11 protein-coding genes are annotated in these 19,079 nt (G+C 33.8%); 7 read left to right on the top strand and 4 right to left on the bottom strand.

What is annotated here, in order from left to right:
• The first annotated feature begins 33 nt into the window (after window positions 1-33).
• The 3 genes from OIU83_RS10080 to OIU83_RS10070 all read left to right on the top strand — a co-directional run bounded on the left by OIU83_RS10080 (window position 34) and on the right by OIU83_RS10070 (window position 6,864).
• Complete coding sequence (locus tag OIU83_RS10080; protein WP_264206130.1) at window positions 34-2,121, top strand: MGH1-like glycoside hydrolase domain-containing protein; 2,088 nt, start codon at window positions 34-36, stop codon at window positions 2,119-2,121.
• Between the two features lie 41 nt (window positions 2,122-2,162).
• Complete coding sequence (locus OIU83_RS10075) at window positions 2,163-4,298, top strand: beta-galactosidase (RefSeq protein ID WP_264206129.1); 2,136 nt, start codon at window positions 2,163-2,165, stop codon at window positions 4,296-4,298.
• Window positions 4,299-4,560: 262 nt separating this feature from the next.
• Entirely contained in the window at window positions 4,561-6,864 is a 2,304-nt protein-coding gene (locus tag OIU83_RS10070) for an aminotransferase class III-fold pyridoxal phosphate-dependent enzyme (RefSeq protein WP_264206128.1), read from the top strand.
• Window positions 6,865-6,962: 98 nt separating this feature from the next.
• Here the strand turns inward: OIU83_RS10070 and OIU83_RS10065 are convergent, their stop codons facing one another.
• The 3 genes from OIU83_RS10065 to OIU83_RS10055 form a co-directional block, all read right to left on the bottom strand.
• Complete coding sequence (locus OIU83_RS10065; RefSeq protein ID WP_264206127.1) at window positions 6,963-7,517, bottom strand: DUF5683 domain-containing protein; 555 nt, start codon at window positions 7,515-7,517, stop codon at window positions 6,963-6,965.
• Between the two features lie 173 nt (window positions 7,518-7,690).
• On the bottom strand, window positions 7,691-11,056 hold the full coding sequence (mfd, locus tag OIU83_RS10060; RefSeq protein WP_264206126.1) for a transcription-repair coupling factor: 3,366 nt from the start codon (window positions 11,054-11,056) through the stop codon (window positions 7,691-7,693).
• Window positions 11,049-11,654: a hypothetical protein gene (locus OIU83_RS10055; RefSeq protein ID WP_264206125.1), complete on the bottom strand. Its 606-nt coding sequence runs from the start codon at window positions 11,652-11,654 to the stop codon at window positions 11,049-11,051. The genes mfd and OIU83_RS10055 overlap by 8 nt, the downstream gene beginning before the upstream one ends.
• A gap of 229 nt (window positions 11,655-11,883) precedes the next feature.
• On the opposite strand from OIU83_RS10055, the gene OIU83_RS10050 reads away from it, so the two are divergent.
• The 4 genes from OIU83_RS10050 to OIU83_RS10035 all read left to right on the top strand — a co-directional run bounded on the left by OIU83_RS10050 (window position 11,884) and on the right by OIU83_RS10035 (window position 17,071).
• Entirely contained in the window at window positions 11,884-12,831 is a 948-nt protein-coding gene (locus tag OIU83_RS10050) for an L-threonine 3-dehydrogenase (protein WP_264206124.1), read from the top strand.
• A gap of 185 nt (window positions 12,832-13,016) precedes the next feature.
• On the top strand, window positions 13,017-14,225 hold the full coding sequence (locus OIU83_RS10045) for a DUF418 domain-containing protein (protein WP_264206123.1): 1,209 nt from the start codon (window positions 13,017-13,019) through the stop codon (window positions 14,223-14,225).
• Window positions 14,226-14,437: 212 nt separating this feature from the next.
• Window positions 14,438-15,646, top strand: coding sequence for a DUF418 domain-containing protein (locus tag OIU83_RS10040; RefSeq protein ID WP_264206122.1), 1,209 nt, complete (start codon window positions 14,438-14,440; stop codon window positions 15,644-15,646).
• A 216-nt stretch (window positions 15,647-15,862) separates the two neighbouring features.
• On the top strand, window positions 15,863-17,071 hold the full coding sequence (locus OIU83_RS10035; RefSeq protein ID WP_264206121.1) for a DUF418 domain-containing protein: 1,209 nt from the start codon (window positions 15,863-15,865) through the stop codon (window positions 17,069-17,071).
• An 84-nt stretch (window positions 17,072-17,155) separates the two neighbouring features.
• Here the strand turns inward: OIU83_RS10035 and OIU83_RS10030 are convergent, their stop codons facing one another.
• Window positions 17,156-19,033, bottom strand: a complete 1,878-nt coding sequence (locus OIU83_RS10030; RefSeq protein WP_264206120.1) for a M1 family metallopeptidase — start codon at window positions 19,031-19,033, stop codon at window positions 17,156-17,158.
• Window positions 19,034-19,079: the final 46 nt, after the last annotated feature.

Genomic DNA, 19,079 nt, shown 5'->3' with positions numbered 1-19,079 from the left:
TTCATAACAGTGTAATTCCTGCAAGGTTTTAATATGTTGTTATATCAACAGGTTGACAAAACCTTACAGGATAATGGATTTGAAAAAGTAAAACACACCATAAAACAAAACAACATGGGCAAAAGGCAAACACTTTTTATTCTTTCATTCCTTTTTATCTTACAATCTAGTTGGGCACAAAAAGGTTTTCCAATTTTAGAATCTTCAAAAAATAGTATAAATTACAAAGGAAATCCAGCAAATGCAACCGACAGAAAATCATTAGTTTTCTCAGATAAAGGCGCTTGGTTCGGATTCGGATTCCTAGAACCATCCGAAGTTCAGGCAGGTTTTTCTGGTCCTTTTTTAATGACAGAACAAAACGGCGTTTGGTTAAGTCCCTCATTTGTTTCCTTGCAACTTAACGACGAGAACAAGCAAGAAGTTATTAACTGGAAAACAGCTTTAGTAAGTCAAAACAGCTACAATAGCCACTTAGAACAACAATTTAAAAACGAAAAATTAGAGATAAAGCAACAACTTGTTTTTTTATCAGGACATTCGGCATTACAAAAAACAAGTATTACCAATAAATCAGGAAAAGCAATAACACTTTATCCATCTTATGGTGCTACTCTTTTTATAGATGATTTGCAGTTATCTAAAGAAAATAAAACATTAAAAATCGTTTCCACGAAAAGTACAGCCGTGGGTTATATTCAGTTTTTTAATGCAACACCAGAAATTGAAATCACAAAACAAGGTTATAAAACTCAAACAGAAAAGCTAACATTAAAACCAAACGAAACCAAAGAAATAGTTGTTTCTCAATCCTTTATTTTCCCACAATACTCATGGAAAAAGGAGAACGAAGTTATAGCCAAAACTACCTTCAATACCTTACTTAAAAACACACAAAAAGAAAAAGAAACCCAACTAGCACAATTAATAGCCAGGAAAAAAGCCATCTATAAAGACAATACGTATTCTGATTTAGTAGCTAAACTGGTACTTACATTACAAAACAATACCCGAATTGCAGCCGAAGGTTTAAAACATGGTGGACTTTTCCCGAGTTACAATTACGAATGGTTTCATGGTTTTTGGGCATGGGACAGTTGGAAACACGCTGTTGCCGTTGCCAATTATGATTCTGAACTAGCAAAAGACCAAATGCGCGCACTATTTGATTATCAAGAACCAAACGGATTTATTCCGGATTGTGTTTACAGAAACAATCTAATAGAAGAAAACAATTACCGAAATACAAAATCTCCACTTGCAGCATGGGCAATCTGGAAAATTTATGAAAAAACTAAAGATGCTAATTTTATAAAAGAGTTTTATCCAAAACTAAAATCATATCATAACTGGTGGTACAAAGAGCGTGACCATGATCAAGACGGAATATGCGAATTTGGTTCTACAGATGGAACATTGGTCGCTGCCAAATGGGAAAGCGGAATGGATAACGCAGTACGTTTTGATGATAGTAAAATCTTAAAAAACGGTGATAAAGCCTATTCATTAGACCAAGAAAGTGTTGACTTGAATTCCTTTTTATACGCCGAAAAGAACTATTTAAACAAAATGGCTCAAGTTTTAAAATTGAATGAAGAAGCTAAAAAATGGCAAGACGAAAGTGTAGCATTAAAGGCTAAAATCCAAACTCAATTTTGGGATCCGGCAACAGGTTGGTATTACGATACCACAATCGACGGTAAAACATTGATAAAAGCAATGGGATGCGAAGGTTACTTGCCTATTTGGGCTGAGGTTGCTACTGCCGAACAAACCAAAGTGATGAAAGAAAACATGATGAATCCTGCTATCTTCAACACTTTTGTTCCATTACCAACATTGGCAGCAAACCACCCGAAGTTTAAACCAGAACGCGGCTATTGGAGAGGGCCAATTTGGCTTGACCAAAGTTATTTTGGTATAAATGGATTAGAAAAATATGGTTATACAACCGAAGCAAACCAATTGGCACATAAACTCATTCATAATGCAGAAGGAGTTCTGGACAAAGGCACATCTATAAGAGAAAACTACCAACCGCTTACAGGAAAAGGAATGGAAGCTTTTAACTTTAGCTGGTCGGCCTCACATTATTTAATGCTACTTTTAGAAGATAAATAATAAAAAATACCACAAATTCGATTAACCCAATACAACCAAGAATGTTCAAGCAAAATATACCATTAGTCAAAATTTTATTTACACTATTGCTAATCGCAAATTGTAATTCGAATCCTGTTTTTTCTCAAACTAAAAAAACCATTGCTACAGAGAAGAAAGACCCACAACGCTTTTTCTCAAAACCTGATTTAATGCAAATTGGTGTTTACTATTATCCTGAGCAATGGCCAAAAGAACAATGGGAACGTGATTTAAAAAACATAAAAAAACTAGGATTTGAGTTTACGCATTTTGCCGAATTTGCTTGGACTTATATGGAACCTGAAGAAGGCAAATATGATTTTAAATGGCTTGATGACGCACTTGCTATAGCCGAAAAAAACGGTTTAAAAGTGATTCTTTGTACTCCAACTCCAACTCCACCAGCATGGATGGGAGACAAATATCCTGAAATTTATTTGGTAGATGCAAGCAGACGTCGCAGAGAGCACGGCAATAGAGCTAATGTATCTATAACAAATGAAAAATACCGAGAATATACAGATCAAATAGTTGCCGAACTTGGAAAAAGATACGGTAAAAACAAAAACATCATGGGTTGGCAAATCGACAATGAACCTCTAGGTACTGCCGATTTTAGTCCTTCTGCTCGCAAAGCATTTCAAATTTGGCTTAAAGCCAAATACGGAACAATCGAAAAATTAAATACGGAATGGGTTGGGAATTTTTGGAGTACCCGTTATAATAACTTTGAACAAATAGTTTTACCTAATGCAGAAATTTATTTTGAAGATAAATTAAGTCCGCATGCCGTATTAGATTTTAAAAGATTTACCTCTGATGCACAGGGGGAATATTTGAACAGACAAGCCGAAATACTTCGTAAATATGTTGATCCAAAACAATGGATAACAACCAACTTTACCAATGTAATTTATGATGCCGACCCAAGAAGTGCCAACAAAATGGATTTCATTACCTATACGATGTATCCTGTAAGTGGACAAAATCCTTTGGGAGGAGATAGTTTTAGAATGGGATCTCCTAACAAAATCTCTGAAGCCAACGATTACTATAGATCAATAAGTGGTGTTACTGGTATTATGGAGTTACAACCTGGGCAAGTAAACTGGGCAGGGATTAATCCACAGTTACAACCCGGAACGGTTCATATGTGGATTTCGCAAGCTTTTGGTGGTGGGTGTTCATTTACTTGTACGTATAGATACAGGCACCCGCTAGGAAGTAGCGAAATGTACCATGACGGAATCGTAGGAACCGATGGTGTAACACTTACAACAGGCGGAAAAGAATTTGTACAATCTATCGAGGACATGAAATTGCTTCGTAAAGAATACAATCCTAAAGCAGTAATTCCGCAAGAAATTGCAAAGAGAAAAACAGGTTTTTTATGGAGTCATGAAAACCTTTGGGATTTAGAAAACCAAAAACAAACCGAATTCTGGAGTACTTGGAGACATAGAAACACGTATACAACAGCTATTAAATCGACTGGTGCTCCTGTAGATTTTATTACCGAAAATGATGATTTCTCTGCTTATCCATTTATCGTTGCTCCTGCTTACCAACTTATAGATCAAAAATTAGTAGATAAATGGACTAAATATGTTGAAAACGGAGGAAACTTAATCCTTTCTTGTCGTACAGGTCAGAAAGATAGAAACGGACATTTCTTTGAAGCCAATTGGAGTGCACCAATCGTACCGTTAATTGGTGCCGATGTAGATTTTTTTGACATGCTTGTTGCTAATGTAAACGGAACAATAACAGCAGGAAGCAATACTTATAAATGGAATACTTGGGCAGATGTCTTGAGTCCGAAACAAGGAACAGAAGTTCTGGCAACCTATGCCGACCAATTTTACAAAGACAAAGCAGCAGCTGTTACAAGAAAACTAGGCAAAGGAACAGTTACTTATATTGGAGCAGAAAGTAAAGATGGAAGTCTGGAAAGACAAGTCGTACGTACTATTTACGAACGTGCCAAAGTAGCTATCGAAGATTTGCCAAAAGGGGTATTCATAGAATGGAGAGATGGTTTTTACGTAGGTGTAAACTATACAAATGAGCCTATAAACTTACCTATACCTCAAGGAAGTAAAATTCTTGTGGGACAAAATCCTTTACAACCAGCACAAGCCATTATTTGGAAATAAAAAACAGCAACGAATTTCATACCTGCAAGGTTTTTGAAACCTTGTAGGTATAATTCTCACACCATTAATCACAAAAAAAGCAATCACAACCCGAGTCCGAAAGAGCGAACAGATGAAGCAATTACAAGATTTTTTAAAAACAAAACACAAATATTTTGTATAAATTCGTGACAGAAAATTTAACTACAAATACCTACAAGGTCAAAAAAAGACCTTGTAAGATTACTAGAAAACAAACAAAATAACTTAATAAACAATACCAATGATTTTTTCAGAAACAGACATTCAGCAATTAGCGATAGAACATTATGGATTATCCGCTACCGTAAAAGCATTAGACGGTTATGATGAATTGAACTTTATCTTAACCGATGAAAAAAATCAGAAGTATATTTTAAAACTTTCCGATGAAAATCAGTCGTTTCCATTTTTGGAAGCACAGGTTAAAATCATCCAGCATTTAAGCAAAAGCCCATTAGCTGAAAATTTTCAGCAGTTTTCTACCAATAAAAACGGAGAAGCTTTAACTCAAATCATCAGAGATAACAAAACGTATTACATACGAATCCTTAGTTTTCTTGAAGGTACTTTTTGGTATGAACAACCAAAAAAATCAAATACTGCGCTCTATAATTTAGGGGCTTTCATGGGCAATATGGATAAATCGCTTCAGGATTTTTCTCATCCGGCAATGCATCGTCATTACACTTGGGACATTAGCAGAGCTAGTGATGCTAATGAAAAACTGAAATACATTACCAATCACGAACGAAGACGAATTGCAGGGTATTTCCTTTTACAATTTGACACCGAGGTGCTTCCGCAAATACATCAGCTACGGCATGCATACATTCATAATGATGCCAATGATTGTAACGTGATGGCTCAGGAAGAAAAAACAACTGGTTTGATTGATTTTGGCGATATGGTTTATTCTGCCTTAATTAATAACCTTGCCATTGCTTGTACCTATGCAATCCTTGAAAGTGACGATCCATTAACCGCTGCTTCATTTATTGTAAAAGGATATCACGAAACGTATCCACTTACAACACAAGAATTAGATTTATTGTATTATTTAATTGCTGGAAGACTTTGTATAAGCGTAACACAATCGGCTTATAACGCATCGCTAAATAGCGATAATGTCCATCATTTCCTCACCGAAAAGCCTGCTTGGGAGTTACTATACAAACTCATCAAGATAAACCCGATAAAAGCTCAGGATGTTTTTAGAAAAACATGCGGATTTGATGGTGTAATAAATGATTCCGATTATTCGGATTTATTACAAACTCGCCAAAAAAATGTAGGTCGAAATTTAAGCATTGGTTACAACCAAAAACTAAAAATCGTAAAAGGAGCATTACAATATTTGTATGATGATAAAGGACGAACATTTGTAGATTGTGTAAACAATCCATCTCATGTAGGTCATTGTCATCCTGTAGTAGTAAAGAAAATGCAAAAGCAAATTGCGACTTTAAATACAAATACGAGATACCTTAACGATACTATATTAGAATATGCCGAAAAACTTACGGCAACATTACCATCGTCATTAAGCGTTTGTTATTTCGTAAACTCTGGTAGTGAGGCCAATGACCTTGCTATACGAATGAGTCGCCACTTTACTAAGCAAAAAGACATTATTGTATTAGATCATGCCTATCACGGAACCTCAACTGTGGCAATGGAAATGAGTCCGTATAAATTTGATAGCAAAGGAGGCTTTGGTCAAATGCCTTGGATTCACAAAGCTATTAACCCTGACCTATATCGAGGTCCTTATAAATATGGCGATGCAAGGGCAGGCGAAAAATATGCTGCCGATGTACAACGAATTATTGAAGACTTAAAAAAAGAAGATAAATCACCCGCAGTATTTATTTGCGAAACCTTATTGGGTGTTGGAGGTCAAATCCCGCTACCAGAAAATTATTTAAAAACAGTATATGATTATGTAAGAGCTTCGGGAGGAGTTTGTATCGCCGATGAAGTTCAGGTAGGATTTGGAAGAGTTGGGGATAAATTCTGGGGATTCGAATTACAAGATGTTGTTCCAGATATTGTTGTACTAGGAAAACCTATAGGAAACGGTCATCCGCTTGCAGCAGTAATCGTAACAAACGAAATTGCCGATGCTTTTAACAACGGAATGGAATACTTCAATACTTTTGGAGGTAATCCCGTATCAATGTCGGCTGGACTAGCCGTTCTAGAAGTAATTCAAGATGAGGAAATGCAACAACATGCCTTAGAAGTTGGTAATCATCTTATGGATTTACTAAAAGGATTAATGGCTAAATTCCCAATTATTAGTGATGTTCGCGGACATGGTTTATTCATTGGTGCCGAAATGGTAAAAGACAGAACAACCATGGAGCCTGCAATTCCTGAAATTGATGTTGTTGTCGAAAAAATGAAAGAAAAGGGATATTTGCTAAGTACTGATGGTCCTTTGCATAATGTTTTAAAAATAAAACCACCAATGCCATTCAACAAACAAAATGCGGATGAAATGGTACAATTCCTTGAAGAAATTTTAGAAGAAGTTCATGTTTAAAAATTAATTATCAAATAGTTAATTACAATAATCGGGTATCGTTTCTATCCTGATAAATTAATAAGGGCGTATGAAGTTTTCATACGCCCTTTGTTTATTTAAAAAGAATAACTAAAAGCAAAGCCAAAATTAGATTGCATATTTTCATTCTTGAAATTCATTACGGGTTTAAAAGCTAATTTTTCGCTTATATTAAATTGGGATAAAGCAGCATCAATATTAGCATCGATAATATTTAAAACATAAAAACCAACAATAAATAGAGCTGATAAATCCCTGTTTCGTTGGAATTGCTTTTGGGCAGAAATTAATTGGCTATCACTTAGTCTAGCTAGATATTCTGAGTCGCTTGTGTTTCCTGCAAGTCTGTTTTTATATTCGTTTCTATAAGTATTATAGTTTTTCTGACTATCGATATAAAAATAAGCACTAGTCCCAATTGCACCATAAACCAAAGGAAGTTTCCAATACTTTTTATTATAGATCTGTCCTAACCCAGGAAAAATAGCGGAGTAAAAAGCTGCTTTTGCGGGACGTAGAGGGTCAATAGTTTCTGACTTAAGAGCATCGTTTAAAATGATTTGTTTCTTTTCCTGAGCGAAAATTGAAGTTAATCCAAAAAATAAAAACAGAAGAATGAATTGATATTGCATATTGGGGTTTGCTTTGAAATTTTGATTCAAAGAAAACCTATTATATCTAAGACTTTTCTTAAGTAAAAGATAAATAAAACTTAATGTTTATTATTGTTTTCGCGACGAATTTCACAAATTTTCACAAATCATTATGAACAATTCTTTGTGAAATTCGTGGCAACTTTCTCTGTTTACTCCCCCAATAATTCCATCAATTCGAGAGCTCGTTTGGTTGATTTTACATTTTCGAAAGTCAATAAAAGTCGTAAACCGTTTGGAGTTTGCTTTTCTTTCATTTGACAAAGATTACTGTGGGTTTGCACAAATTTTATTATTTTATGAAAACGCTTGGATTGGTAATAATCAGACTGTTGATCTGAAACGAAATAGCCAATCATTTTGCCTTTTTTCATGACCAGCTTCTCAATACCTACACTTGTAGCAATCCATTTGATACGGATGCTATTCATCAATGCATTGGCACGCGGAGGCATTGGACCGAAACGGTCAATTAATTTGTTTTGAAATACAACCAGTTCCTCTTCATTTTTTACAGAACCCAACTCGTTATATAAACTCAAACGTTCTGTGACATTATTAATGTATTCATCAGAAAACAAGAGTTCAAAATCGGTATCGATTTGTAAATCTTTTACATATTCCTTGGTTTCAATATCGTTCTCTTCCGGATACAAATCTTTGAATTCGTTTTCTTTTAATTCTTCGATTGCCTCGTTCATGATTTTTTGGTAAGTATCAAATCCAATTTCATTAATGAAACCACTTTGTTCACCTCCTAATAAATCTCCAGCACCACGAATTTCAAGATCTTTCATGGCGATGTTAAAACCGCTTCCTAACTCGCTAAATTGTTCTAATGCCTGAATACGTTTTCTAGCGTCTTCGGTCATAGATGAATATGGCGGGCATATAAAATAACAGAATGCCTTCTTGTTACTTCTACCTACTCGACCACGCATTTGATGCAAATCCGATAATCCAAAGTTATTGGCATTATTGATAAATATGGTATTGGCATTTGGTACATCCAATCCACTTTCGATAATTGTTGTAGCAACCAAAACATCAAATTCACCGTTCATAAACGCCAACATTAATTCCTCTAGCTTAGCTCCTTCCATTTGTCCGTGACCAATTCCTACTCTTGCATTTGGAACTAATCGCTGAATCATTCCGGCAACTTCTTTTATATTTTCGATTCGGTTATTAATAAAGAAAACCTGTCCGTTACGCTGAATTTCATACGAAATCGCATCCCGAATCAATTCTTCATTAAACCCAACTACATTGGTCTCGATAGGATAACGATTGGGCGGCGGCGTAGTAATTACCGATAAATCTCGCGCTGCCATTAAGGAGAATTGTAATGTTCTCGGGATTGGCGTTGCGGTTAAAGTCAATGTATCAACATTTGCAGCAATAGTTTTAAGCTTGTCTTTTACGTTTACTCCAAACTTTTGTTCCTCATCGACAATTAGCAATCCTAAATCTTTAAAAACTACATTTTTGTTTACCAACTGATGCGTACCAATTACAATATCAAGTTTCCCTTCTGCTAAATCTTTTAGGGTTTGTGCTTTTTGTTTTGCAGTTCTAAAACGGTTTAAATACCCAATAGAAACTGGCATTTCTTTCAATCGTTCGGAAAAAGTACGATAGTGTTGGTAGGCGAGAATCGTTGTCGGAACCAAAACTGCTACTTGTTTGCTATTATCCACAGCTTTAAAAGCCGCACGAATCGCAACTTCAGTTTTACCAAATCCTACATCTCCACAAACCAAACGATCCATTGGTCGATCGCTTTCCATATCGGCTTTTACTTCCTGAGTTGATTTAGTTTGATCGGGTGTATCTTCATAAATAAACGAACTTTCTAATTCATTTTGCAAATAACTATCTGGTGCAAACTGGAATCCTTTTTCCAATCTCCTTTTAGCATATAGCTGAATAAGATTGAATGCAATATGTTTAACACGTGCTTTGGTTTTTTGTTTTAAAATCTTCCAGGCGTTCGAACCTAACTTATAAATTTTAGGTGGAGTTCCGTCTTTTCCGTTGTATTTGGAGATTTTATGAAGCGAGTGAATACTTACATACACAATATCATTGTCGGCATAAACCAACTTAATGGCTTCTTGTGTTTTACCTTCGACCTGAATCTTTTGTAAACCTCCAAATCGCCCAATTCCGTGATCAATATGCGTTACATAATCACCAACAGATAATGTGGTGAGTTCCTTAAGCGTGATATTCTGTTTTTTAGAATATCCATTTTTAATATTGAATTTATGATAACGCTCAAAGATCTGATGATCGGTATAACATGTAATCTGATTTTCGTCATCAATAAAACCTTGGTACAATGGTAAAACGACTGTATTATATTGCTTGCGAATGTTCTCGGAATTGGCTTCGTCTAAAGTTTCGAAAATATCGTGAAACCGTTTTGCCTGTGCATCATTCGAACAGAATAAATAATTCTTATATCCATTAAAATGATTATCACTAAGATTATTCAGCAACAAATCAAATTGTTTATTAAATGAAGGTTGCGGCTGTATATGGAAATCATATTTTTTAATCGTTTTAAAAATTGGTTTACTAGCCAATTCTACAATCGAAAAATCCAAAGCCTTTTTAATAAACGATGACTGATTTAAGAATAACTGATCAGGTGTTGCGCGTTTAATTTCTTGTGATAATTTCTCGTAAGCTTCTTCGGCTCTGGTAAATTGTTTGTCAAGCTGGCTTAAAAGCCCATCTGTATCTTGAATAAAAAGCACCGTACTTGCAGAGATATAATCTAGAAAACTTTCTCTGTTTTCCTGAAAAAGTTTATTCTCAACATTGGGAATTATCATGATTTTTTTATGTATTTCCACAGATAGCTGTGTTCCAACATCAAAACTTCGGATACTATCGACTTCATTTCCAAAAAACTCTATACGATATGGATTGTCATTCGAGAAAGAAAAGACATCGACAATTCCTCCACGAACCGAAAACTCTCCGGGTTCGGTAATAAAATCGACTCTTTTAAATTCGTATTCAAACAAAACTTCATTGATAAAATCAATTGAAATTTTATCGCCTACAGCAACTTTCAACGTGTTTTTATCTAATTCTTTTCGAGTCACTACTTTTTCAAAAAGTGCTTCGGGATAAGATACAATTACTGCCGGTTTTTTACGGGAATTAATTCGGTTTAATACTTCGGCGCGAAGTAAAACATTGGCATTATCTGTGTCTTCTATCTGATAAGGTCTACGATATGATCCAGGATAAAACAGTACATCCTGCTCTCCAATCATTTGTTCCAAATCGTTAAGATAATAAGCCGCTTCCTCCTTGTTATCCAAAATAACAAGAAAAGGCAATTCAGATTTCTTAAATAAAGAACGAATTACAAATGAAACCGACGATCCTAGCAATCCGTTAAGATGCAATTTTGCTTCGTTGTTTTCTAATAATTGATTTGCAATTTGCTGTACTTTCGGCAAATTATCGTACGTAGTATATAAAGCGCTTTTACTCAACTCTAGGAATATTTGGATTCACACTCACATCAGGAATTGCTCTTGCAGTATCCTTAATCATTTTCATTAATTCTGATTCTCCTTCTTCAAGCGGAATTTTATTTTTCTCGACTATTTTATCCATTTGTCTTTCTAGAGAAACGAGTTCTTTATTGATATCGCCAATCAAAAAAATGACTTTTTGATCTGGAATTTTATCTAAATGGATATACAAATCCATCATTTTTATTTTGGTGATCAAGATAGAAATTCTGCTTTTTATTTGTGGCTGATTGAATTGTGCAGGAATATTATCGTTCAATGCCGTTGCTCTTTTTGCAATTGCACTCGATTTTTTCTGAAAAGCACCAATTGTTTTTTTAGGCTTCTCACCCAATTCGGCTAAGAATTGACGCCATTCGTTCCAACTTTTTGCATTTTCTTCAGAAACTGTATTAATTGGTGTATCATAAAAAACCCAGCCTTTATTGATATTATTAAAAATCAATTCTTTTCTTTTGGCTTCTTTTTTATTTTCGGCAAGTCGTTTTTCATCCTCATTTTGACAAGAATTCAAAAGAAAAGCAAAAAGAAGAAAAAGGAATATTCTATATTTCATTGGTTCAAACATTAAGCTACAAAGTTACAAAGTAAATCCACAATTACGAATTCCCCTTTAAGAAGAAGTTATGAAATTACCACACTGTTTTTAATCAACTTACTAAAAACAGAAACCGATGAACAATCTTAAGAAACAAACATCCTTTTTGAGAAGTCTTTAAATAATCATCTGTCAATTAAAATATAATTGCGAAATCGTTATCTTTGCTACACTAAATCAACATAACATGAATCCAAAAATATTGATCATTGGCGCTTGCGGTCAAATCGGAACAGAACTTACCCAAAAACTACGCAAACTATACGGAACAGAAAATGTAATTGCATCTGACATTCGTAAATTAAATACTGACGTTGTTAATTCTGGTCCTTTTGAAGTAGTGAATGCTTTAGATTTTAATCAAATCGAGCACCTCGTAGAGGTTCATAAAATAACTGATATTTATTTGATGGCTGCTTTATTATCAGCAACTGCCGAAAAAAACCCAGCTTTTGCATGGGACTTAAACATGAACTCTTTGTTTCACGTTTTAAATTTAGCCAAAGCAAATAAAATTAAAAAGGTTTTCTGGCCATCTAGTATTGCTGTTTTTGGACCAACTACTCCTAAAGAAAATACGCCGCAATATACCATCATGGAACCTTCGACTGTATACGGAATTAGTAAACAAGCTGGTGAAAGATGGTGTGAATACTACCATAATATCTATGGTGTCGATGTACGTAGCATCCGTTACCCTGGTTTAATTAGTTGGTCTACACCTCCTGGTGGTGGAACAACAGATTATGCTGTTGACATTTTTTACAAAGCTATTGCCGATAAAAAATACGAATGCTTTTTATCATCCGAAACAAAAATGCCAATGATGTATATGGATGATGCTATTGATGCTACTATTAATATCATGAAAGCTCCTGCTGAAAAAATCAAAATTCATTCTTCATACAATTTAGCAGCAATGAGTTTTACTCCTACTGAAATTGCAGAAGAAATTAAAAAACATATTCCTGAATTTACAATTACTTATGAGCCTGATTTCCGTCAGAAAATTGCTGATAGCTGGCCTGCTAGTATCGACGATAGTTCGGCTAGAGAAGATTGGGACTGGAAACACACTTTTAACCTTGAGTCTATGACAAAAGACATGCTTGCGCATTTAGGTGACAAAAAATAAATAATCCCTTTATACGATAAAAGCCCGTTTTTAAAAGAAATTTCTTTTAAAAACGGGCTTTTTCATAGGTCATATTATTTTATAATTTAAAAAATGATTGCTTTATAATTTTCATACTTTTGGTTTGTTTTCAACAACATCATTAACCAAAATCATTTATAAAAACTATAAATTCAGTTAATTATATGACAAATTCACTTCAACCTATTCAGGAAGATAAAAGAACAGCTATTGTTGATATTTTAAGAGGTTGGGCTTTACTAGGAGTCGTGATAGGAAATTATGTTGATTTTCGATATATCGGATTAGAACGTTTTATTCTAAAAAAAGGTGTTTTTTCTGAAGTCATCAGCTATTTTAATCTGTATTTTTTTTCTGCTAAATCTTGGACTTTATTAAGCGTTTTATTTGGATATGGATTTGCTGTTCTTATTAATAATGTCGCTGATAAAGGAAAAAATCCTGTTTATTTTTTTTGCTGGAGAATGTTTATCCTGTTTATTTTTGCATTTATAAATTCCGCATTTTGGCTGGGTGATATCTTAAAAGACTATGCTTTTTTAGGTCTATTCCTTTTATTATTTTACAAAAGCTCAAAAAAAACAATACTTATAAGCTGCGCAATACTTCTTTTAACTGTTCCGTTTCTTAATGCTTATATTCATTCTATAAAACAAACATTACCTGACGTACAATCTAATGCTAAATACTTAAAATTATTTTATTCTGATAACTGGTTCGACGTATTCAAATTTAATTTACTGGGAACTTATTATCAAGAGATGATTAATCTTGCTTATGCTGTTACGGTACATGTTGTGATGTTTGCCCTTATGCTTTTAGGTTTCTACGCTCAAAAAGTCAACTTTTTTAATCGTTTACCTGAGTTTAAAAACACACTAAAAAGAACTGTTTTAGTAACATTTGTTCTGGCAATAATTTCTGGTGTTCTTTTTGAAATTGCAATTAAACAGAAAATAACTTTTACCTATTTTCATCCCGTTTTTTGGATAATTATAAATACAATGGTTTGCATTGCGTCTGGAATCTGTTTATTATATACGAACGGAAAACTGAAAACAACTTTTAGCTATTTTAGAGTTAGCGGTAAAATGACACTTACCAACTACATGATGCAAAATATTCTTGCTGCTTTTCTTTTTTCCGGAATTGGCTTCAAAATTTACAATACTTTACCTTATTGGTTTTACTTTTTCTTAGCTATTATAGTTTTTACAATTCAGTTATTCATAAGCAAATGGTGGCTTTCAAAATTCAATTATGGCCCCGTTGAATGGTTGTGGAGGGTATTAAGTTACAGAAAAATGTTTCCGTTTAAAAAACAAAAACAGAACGCTACTCCTTCAGAAATCAATGCAGAAGCAGCAAAATAATCATTTTAATAAGAAAACAATTTTCTAAATAAAAGCCCTTAAAGTACAACCTCTTTAAGGGCTTTTATACAAATACCCTTAATTTATTGAAAAATAATTATTCATCTTATAAAAACTGATTGCCTTATAATTTTATTACTTTTGAGCGCGTTAACAATAACACATAGTTTACACACAATCATCAATCAAATCACAACAAAAACGTTAATCAAATGACAAATTCTTATCATCCTATCGAACTAAGCAAAAGAACTGCTATTATCGATATCCTCAGAGGCTGGGCAATTTTAGGTGTTGCAATTGGCAATTACAGCGATTTTCTCTTTATTGGTTTACCCTCAAAAATCAATAGCGATCTCTTTTCTGATATTCTCCAAATAATTAATCGCTATTTTTTTGCTGCAAAATCCTGGACATTATTAACCGTATTATTTGGTTATGGTTTTGCCATTTTAATCAACAATATTGCAAGTAAAGGCAAAAATCCTGTTGCCTTCTTTTCCTGGAGAATGATTTTACTTTTTATATTGGCTTTTATTAATTCTTCGTTCTGGTTTGGCGACATCTTAAAAGATTACGCTTTTTTAGGGCTTGTATTGTTGCTTTTTTACAAAGCCTCAACAAAAACTCTAGCAATTATTTGTAGTGTACTTCTTGTTTCAATTCCATTTTTGATGGCTTACATAAATGGCCTTCAGATGGAACGTCTTGAGATTACAACTAACCCAGAATACTTAAAGCTATATAACTCTGGGAATTTACTAGATTTTTTTAAATTCAATTTACTAGCTTCTGTTCATGAGCAAATAATTGTTCCGGGATATGCAATTACGGCACATGTTGTAATGCTCCTTTGTATGTTATTTGGTCTTTTACTTCAAAAAATAGATTTTTTTGTTGACTTGGACAAAAAGACTAAACTCCTGAAACGTATTCTTTGTATTAGTTTATTTTGTGCTGTTACTATTGGAACTCTTTTTGCAATTGCAATCAATCAAAAAGCTGGATTTCTTAAATTTTTCCATCCTCTTTATTGGCTCATTTTAAGCACTATGATTTTTATCGCTACAGGAATTTCGTTATTGTACATAAACAGTAAGCTAAAAACCGTTTTTAGCTATTTTCAGGTTGCAGGAAAAATGACTCTTACAAATTATATATCTCAGAACATACTGGCTGCTCTTATTTTCTCAGGAATTGGTTTAGGTATTGGAAACTCAATGCCTTATTGGTTTTATTTTTCATTGGCTGTTTTTGTATTCATTGTTCAATTATTTATAAGCAAGTGGTGGCTTTCTAAATACAATTACGGCCCAATAGAATGGTTATGGAGATGTGCCAGCTATAGACAACTTTTCCCATTTAAAAAACCAACTCAAAACAACGTTACTATAGAAATCAATACCAAAATAGCAGAGTAATTTATTGCTAAAGCTTTTTTGCAAATAAAAAGCCCTTAAAGAACAATGTGTCTTTAAGGGCTTTTTACATTTATACGAATGCCCTTAGTTTAATGAAAATAATTATTCATCTTATAAATCTGATTGCGTTATAATTTTATTATTTTTGATTATGTTAGTAATAACACGCAATTATCTCATGATTACCAATCAAATCACAACAAAAACGTTAATCAAATGACAAATTCTTATCGTCCCATTGAACTAGGCAAAAGAACTGCTATTCTCGATATTCTCAGAGGCTGGGCCATATTAGGCGTTGCAATTGGCAATTATTCCGGTTTACCACACATTCATTCAACACATGAGCCTGAGAATAGTATGTTATCTGAAATACTAACTAATTTTGATCAGTTTTTTTTCTCTGGAAAATCCTGGACTTTACTAACCATCTTGTTTGGCTATGGCTTTGCTATTTTAATTAATAATATCGCCTCGAAAGGCAAAAATCCAGTAACCTTTTTTAGCTGGCGAATGTTATTACTTTTTGTTTTAGCTTTTATTAATTCTTGTTTTTGGTTTGGCGACATCTTAAAAGATTATGCTTTTTTAGGACTTGTATTATTACTTTTTTACAAATGTTCTGCAAAAAAATTAAGTATAATTTGTGCTGTTCTTGTTCTTATCATTCCGTTTTTTATGGCTTATCTCAAAGGTTTTAACTTTGAAAGGATAAATATTATCTCCAATCCAGAATATTTAAAATTATATTATTCTGGAAACTGGCTGGACTTTTTTAAATTTAATCTATTAGCTTCTTATTACCAACAAATCATTTCTCCGGGCTATGCCATTATAGGACATATTGTAATGCTGGCTTGTATGCTTTTTGGGGTTGTGCTTCAAAAATTAGATTTTTTTAATCGTTTAAACAAAATGAAAAAACTTTTAATATACATACTTATAATCAGTCTGATTATTGCCGTTATAACTGGTATTGCTTTTTATTATGGTATTGAAAACAAAGCTGACTTCCTTAAATTCTTCCAACCCTATTACTGGTTTATTTTAAGTACAATGATTTTTATTGCAACGGGAATATGCTTGTTGTACGAAAATGGTAAACTAAAAACGATCTTCAAATATTTTAGTGCCGGCGGAAAAATGACTCTGACCAATTATATAACTCAAAATGTACTCGCTGCTTTTATTTTTTCAGGAATTGGGTTAGGTATTAGAAATCCCTTGCCTTATTGGTTTTACTTTTCATTAGCAGTTTCTGTTTTTATAGTTCAATTATTTATTAGTAAATGGTGGCTTTCAAAATACAATTATGGTCCAATAGAATGGCTATGGAGATGTGGCAGCTATAGACAGCTTTTCCCGTTTAAAAAACCAGTTCAAAACAACGTTATCATAGAAACCAATACCAAAATAGCTGAGTAACTTATTGCTAATTCTTTTGCAAATAAAAAGCCCTTAAAGAACAATGCGTCTTTAAGGGCTTTTTTATTAAATGAGAGCAAAGATTTACTTTACTTCATAAACATTATTTGCTGCTTTTACATCAGCCATTAATCCGCTTGGATCAATAGTGATTTTCTTAATTGTGCTTTTGCTTTTATCAATTGTAAAATTATAGCTAGGCATTGCCCAAGCCCAGTCGTTTAAAACAGTTCTTTTTACAGAAGGATTTGGGTTTTCTTTTATAAAATTCATCATTCGCAACGGAATGTAAAAACTCTCTTTTGTTCCATCTGTATATTCTACAGTTAAATCAATAGGCATTGGCATCCTTCCAATTCTTTCTAAAGTTATAGTAGTTTTATCCCCACTATCAGCAACGTCTTTAATACCGTAATCAATTGTATTTGTAGTTTCGGTCCAATCGATCAAATACCAATCCAATTCAGCTCCCGAAACACGCTCGGCAGTCCTCTTAATATCATTTGGTGCTGGATGTTTGAATTTAAAATCACTATAATATCTTTTTAGTGTTTTATCCAAATTATCTTCCCCGATCAAATATCCTAATTGCGATAAAAAGATACTTCCTTTTACATAAGAGGATATGCTATAAGGTCTGTTCTCATCATAACGATCACCATGCGTAGTTTGAGGTTGTTCTTTACCGGATTCTACCAATTTATAATATGCTGCATAGTTTCCTTTAAACGGATTCACTACTTTTTTATCTCCGGCTAATTCATTCAAAGCCAAATCTTCGATATAAGTTGTAAAACCTTCGTCCATCCAAGGATGTTTAGATTCATTTGAAGCTAAAACATGTTGAAACCAAGAATGCCCCAACTCATGCGTTGCTGTCCCTAGAATTCCTTCAAGTGTACCGTTTCCTAGCATCAAAGTACACATTGCATATTCCATTCCACCATCTCCACCTTGAATAAATGAATATTGCTTGTATGGGTAAGGTCCTACTTTATGATCATAAAAATCCATTACTTTAACCATTAACGGTTCTAGTTTCTTCCAGTTTTCGGTTGTCTTTGGATTATTTTTATAAAGGAAATGCAAGTCAACATCGTTCGGTCCTTTTACCACATCATGTGTATATTCTTTATCGGCAGCCCAAGTAAAATCGTGTACCATTGGCGCTACAAAATGCCAAGTAAGGGTTTTAGCTTTTTTAGGATAAACTACTGTAACTCCAGCATCTTCATATCCATGACCGATTTCGTTTTTGTTTTGCAAATATCCAGACCCACCAATTGTGTATTCCTTATCGATAGTAATATTTACATCAAAATTCCCCCAAACACCGTGAAATTCTCTTCCAATATATGGATCAGCATGCCAACCTTCAAAATCAAATTCGGCTAATTTAGGATACCATTGCGACATTGACAACGCAACGCCTTCTGAGTTGTTTCTTCCTGCACGACGAATTTGTACCGGAACCTGACCATCAAAATCTAATGTAAAAGTAGTTTTTGAATTTGGAAAAATTGGCTTAGCCAAAGTAACCTCCAAAACAGTCCCCGAAGTTCTTGTTATAGCAGTAACTCCATCTTGCTTTAAATTTGTAATATTAAGAAACCCAATTTCATTAGGTTTCAAAGTTTTCATGCGGCTTTCTTTAACATCTTTACCATCTACCTTTACCTTATTCACCATTCTTCCGTCTGGATCTTTAATAGTTTGAACTCTGGCATCCATCTCACTTCCTGGCTGGAATGCATTAAAAAACAAATGATAATATACTTTTCGTAAAGTATCTGGTGAATTATTGGTGTAAACCAATTCTTGCTTACCTTTATATAGATAGGTTTTTACATCCATCGATACATCCATCTTGTAATCTACATGTTGCTGCCAATAAGGAGCATTTTGAGCAACAACAGAGCCAAAACTAAGGCTCAAAAAAGAAAGTAATATAATTTTTCGCATGGGCTATTATAATAAAAATGGAAGGGTTGCCACCCTTCCATCGGAT

The sequence above is a fragment of the Flavobacterium shii genome (genome assembly GCF_025847235.1).
In the GTDB taxonomy this organism is placed as follows: domain Bacteria; phylum Bacteroidota; class Bacteroidia; order Flavobacteriales; family Flavobacteriaceae; genus Flavobacterium; species Flavobacterium shii.
The sequence above is the reverse complement of the archived record's forward strand: the minus strand, read 5'-3'. Positions and strand labels throughout refer to the sequence as shown.

Coding starts and splice junctions, on each gene's coding strand:
- OIU83_RS10050 (WP_264206124.1), top strand. CDS start 11,884: ATGAATCCAAAAATATTGATCATTGGCGCTTGCGGTCAAATCGGAACA.
- OIU83_RS10030 (WP_264206120.1), bottom strand. CDS start 19,033: ATGCGAAAAATTATATTACTTTCTTTTTTGAGCCTTAGTTTTGGCTCT.
- OIU83_RS10035 (WP_264206121.1), top strand. CDS start 15,863: ATGACAAATTCTTATCGTCCCATTGAACTAGGCAAAAGAACTGCTATT.
- OIU83_RS10070 (WP_264206128.1), top strand. CDS start 4,561: ATGATTTTTTCAGAAACAGACATTCAGCAATTAGCGATAGAACATTAT.
- OIU83_RS10045 (WP_264206123.1), top strand. CDS start 13,017: ATGACAAATTCACTTCAACCTATTCAGGAAGATAAAAGAACAGCTATT.
- OIU83_RS10065 (WP_264206127.1), bottom strand. CDS start 7,517: ATGCAATATCAATTCATTCTTCTGTTTTTATTTTTTGGATTAACTTCA.
- OIU83_RS10080 (WP_264206130.1), top strand. CDS start 34: ATGTTGTTATATCAACAGGTTGACAAAACCTTACAGGATAATGGATTT.
- OIU83_RS10055 (WP_264206125.1), bottom strand. CDS start 11,654: ATGAAATATAGAATATTCCTTTTTCTTCTTTTTGCTTTTCTTTTGAAT.
- OIU83_RS10040 (WP_264206122.1), top strand. CDS start 14,438: ATGACAAATTCTTATCATCCTATCGAACTAAGCAAAAGAACTGCTATT.
- OIU83_RS10075 (WP_264206129.1), top strand. CDS start 2,163: ATGTTCAAGCAAAATATACCATTAGTCAAAATTTTATTTACACTATTG.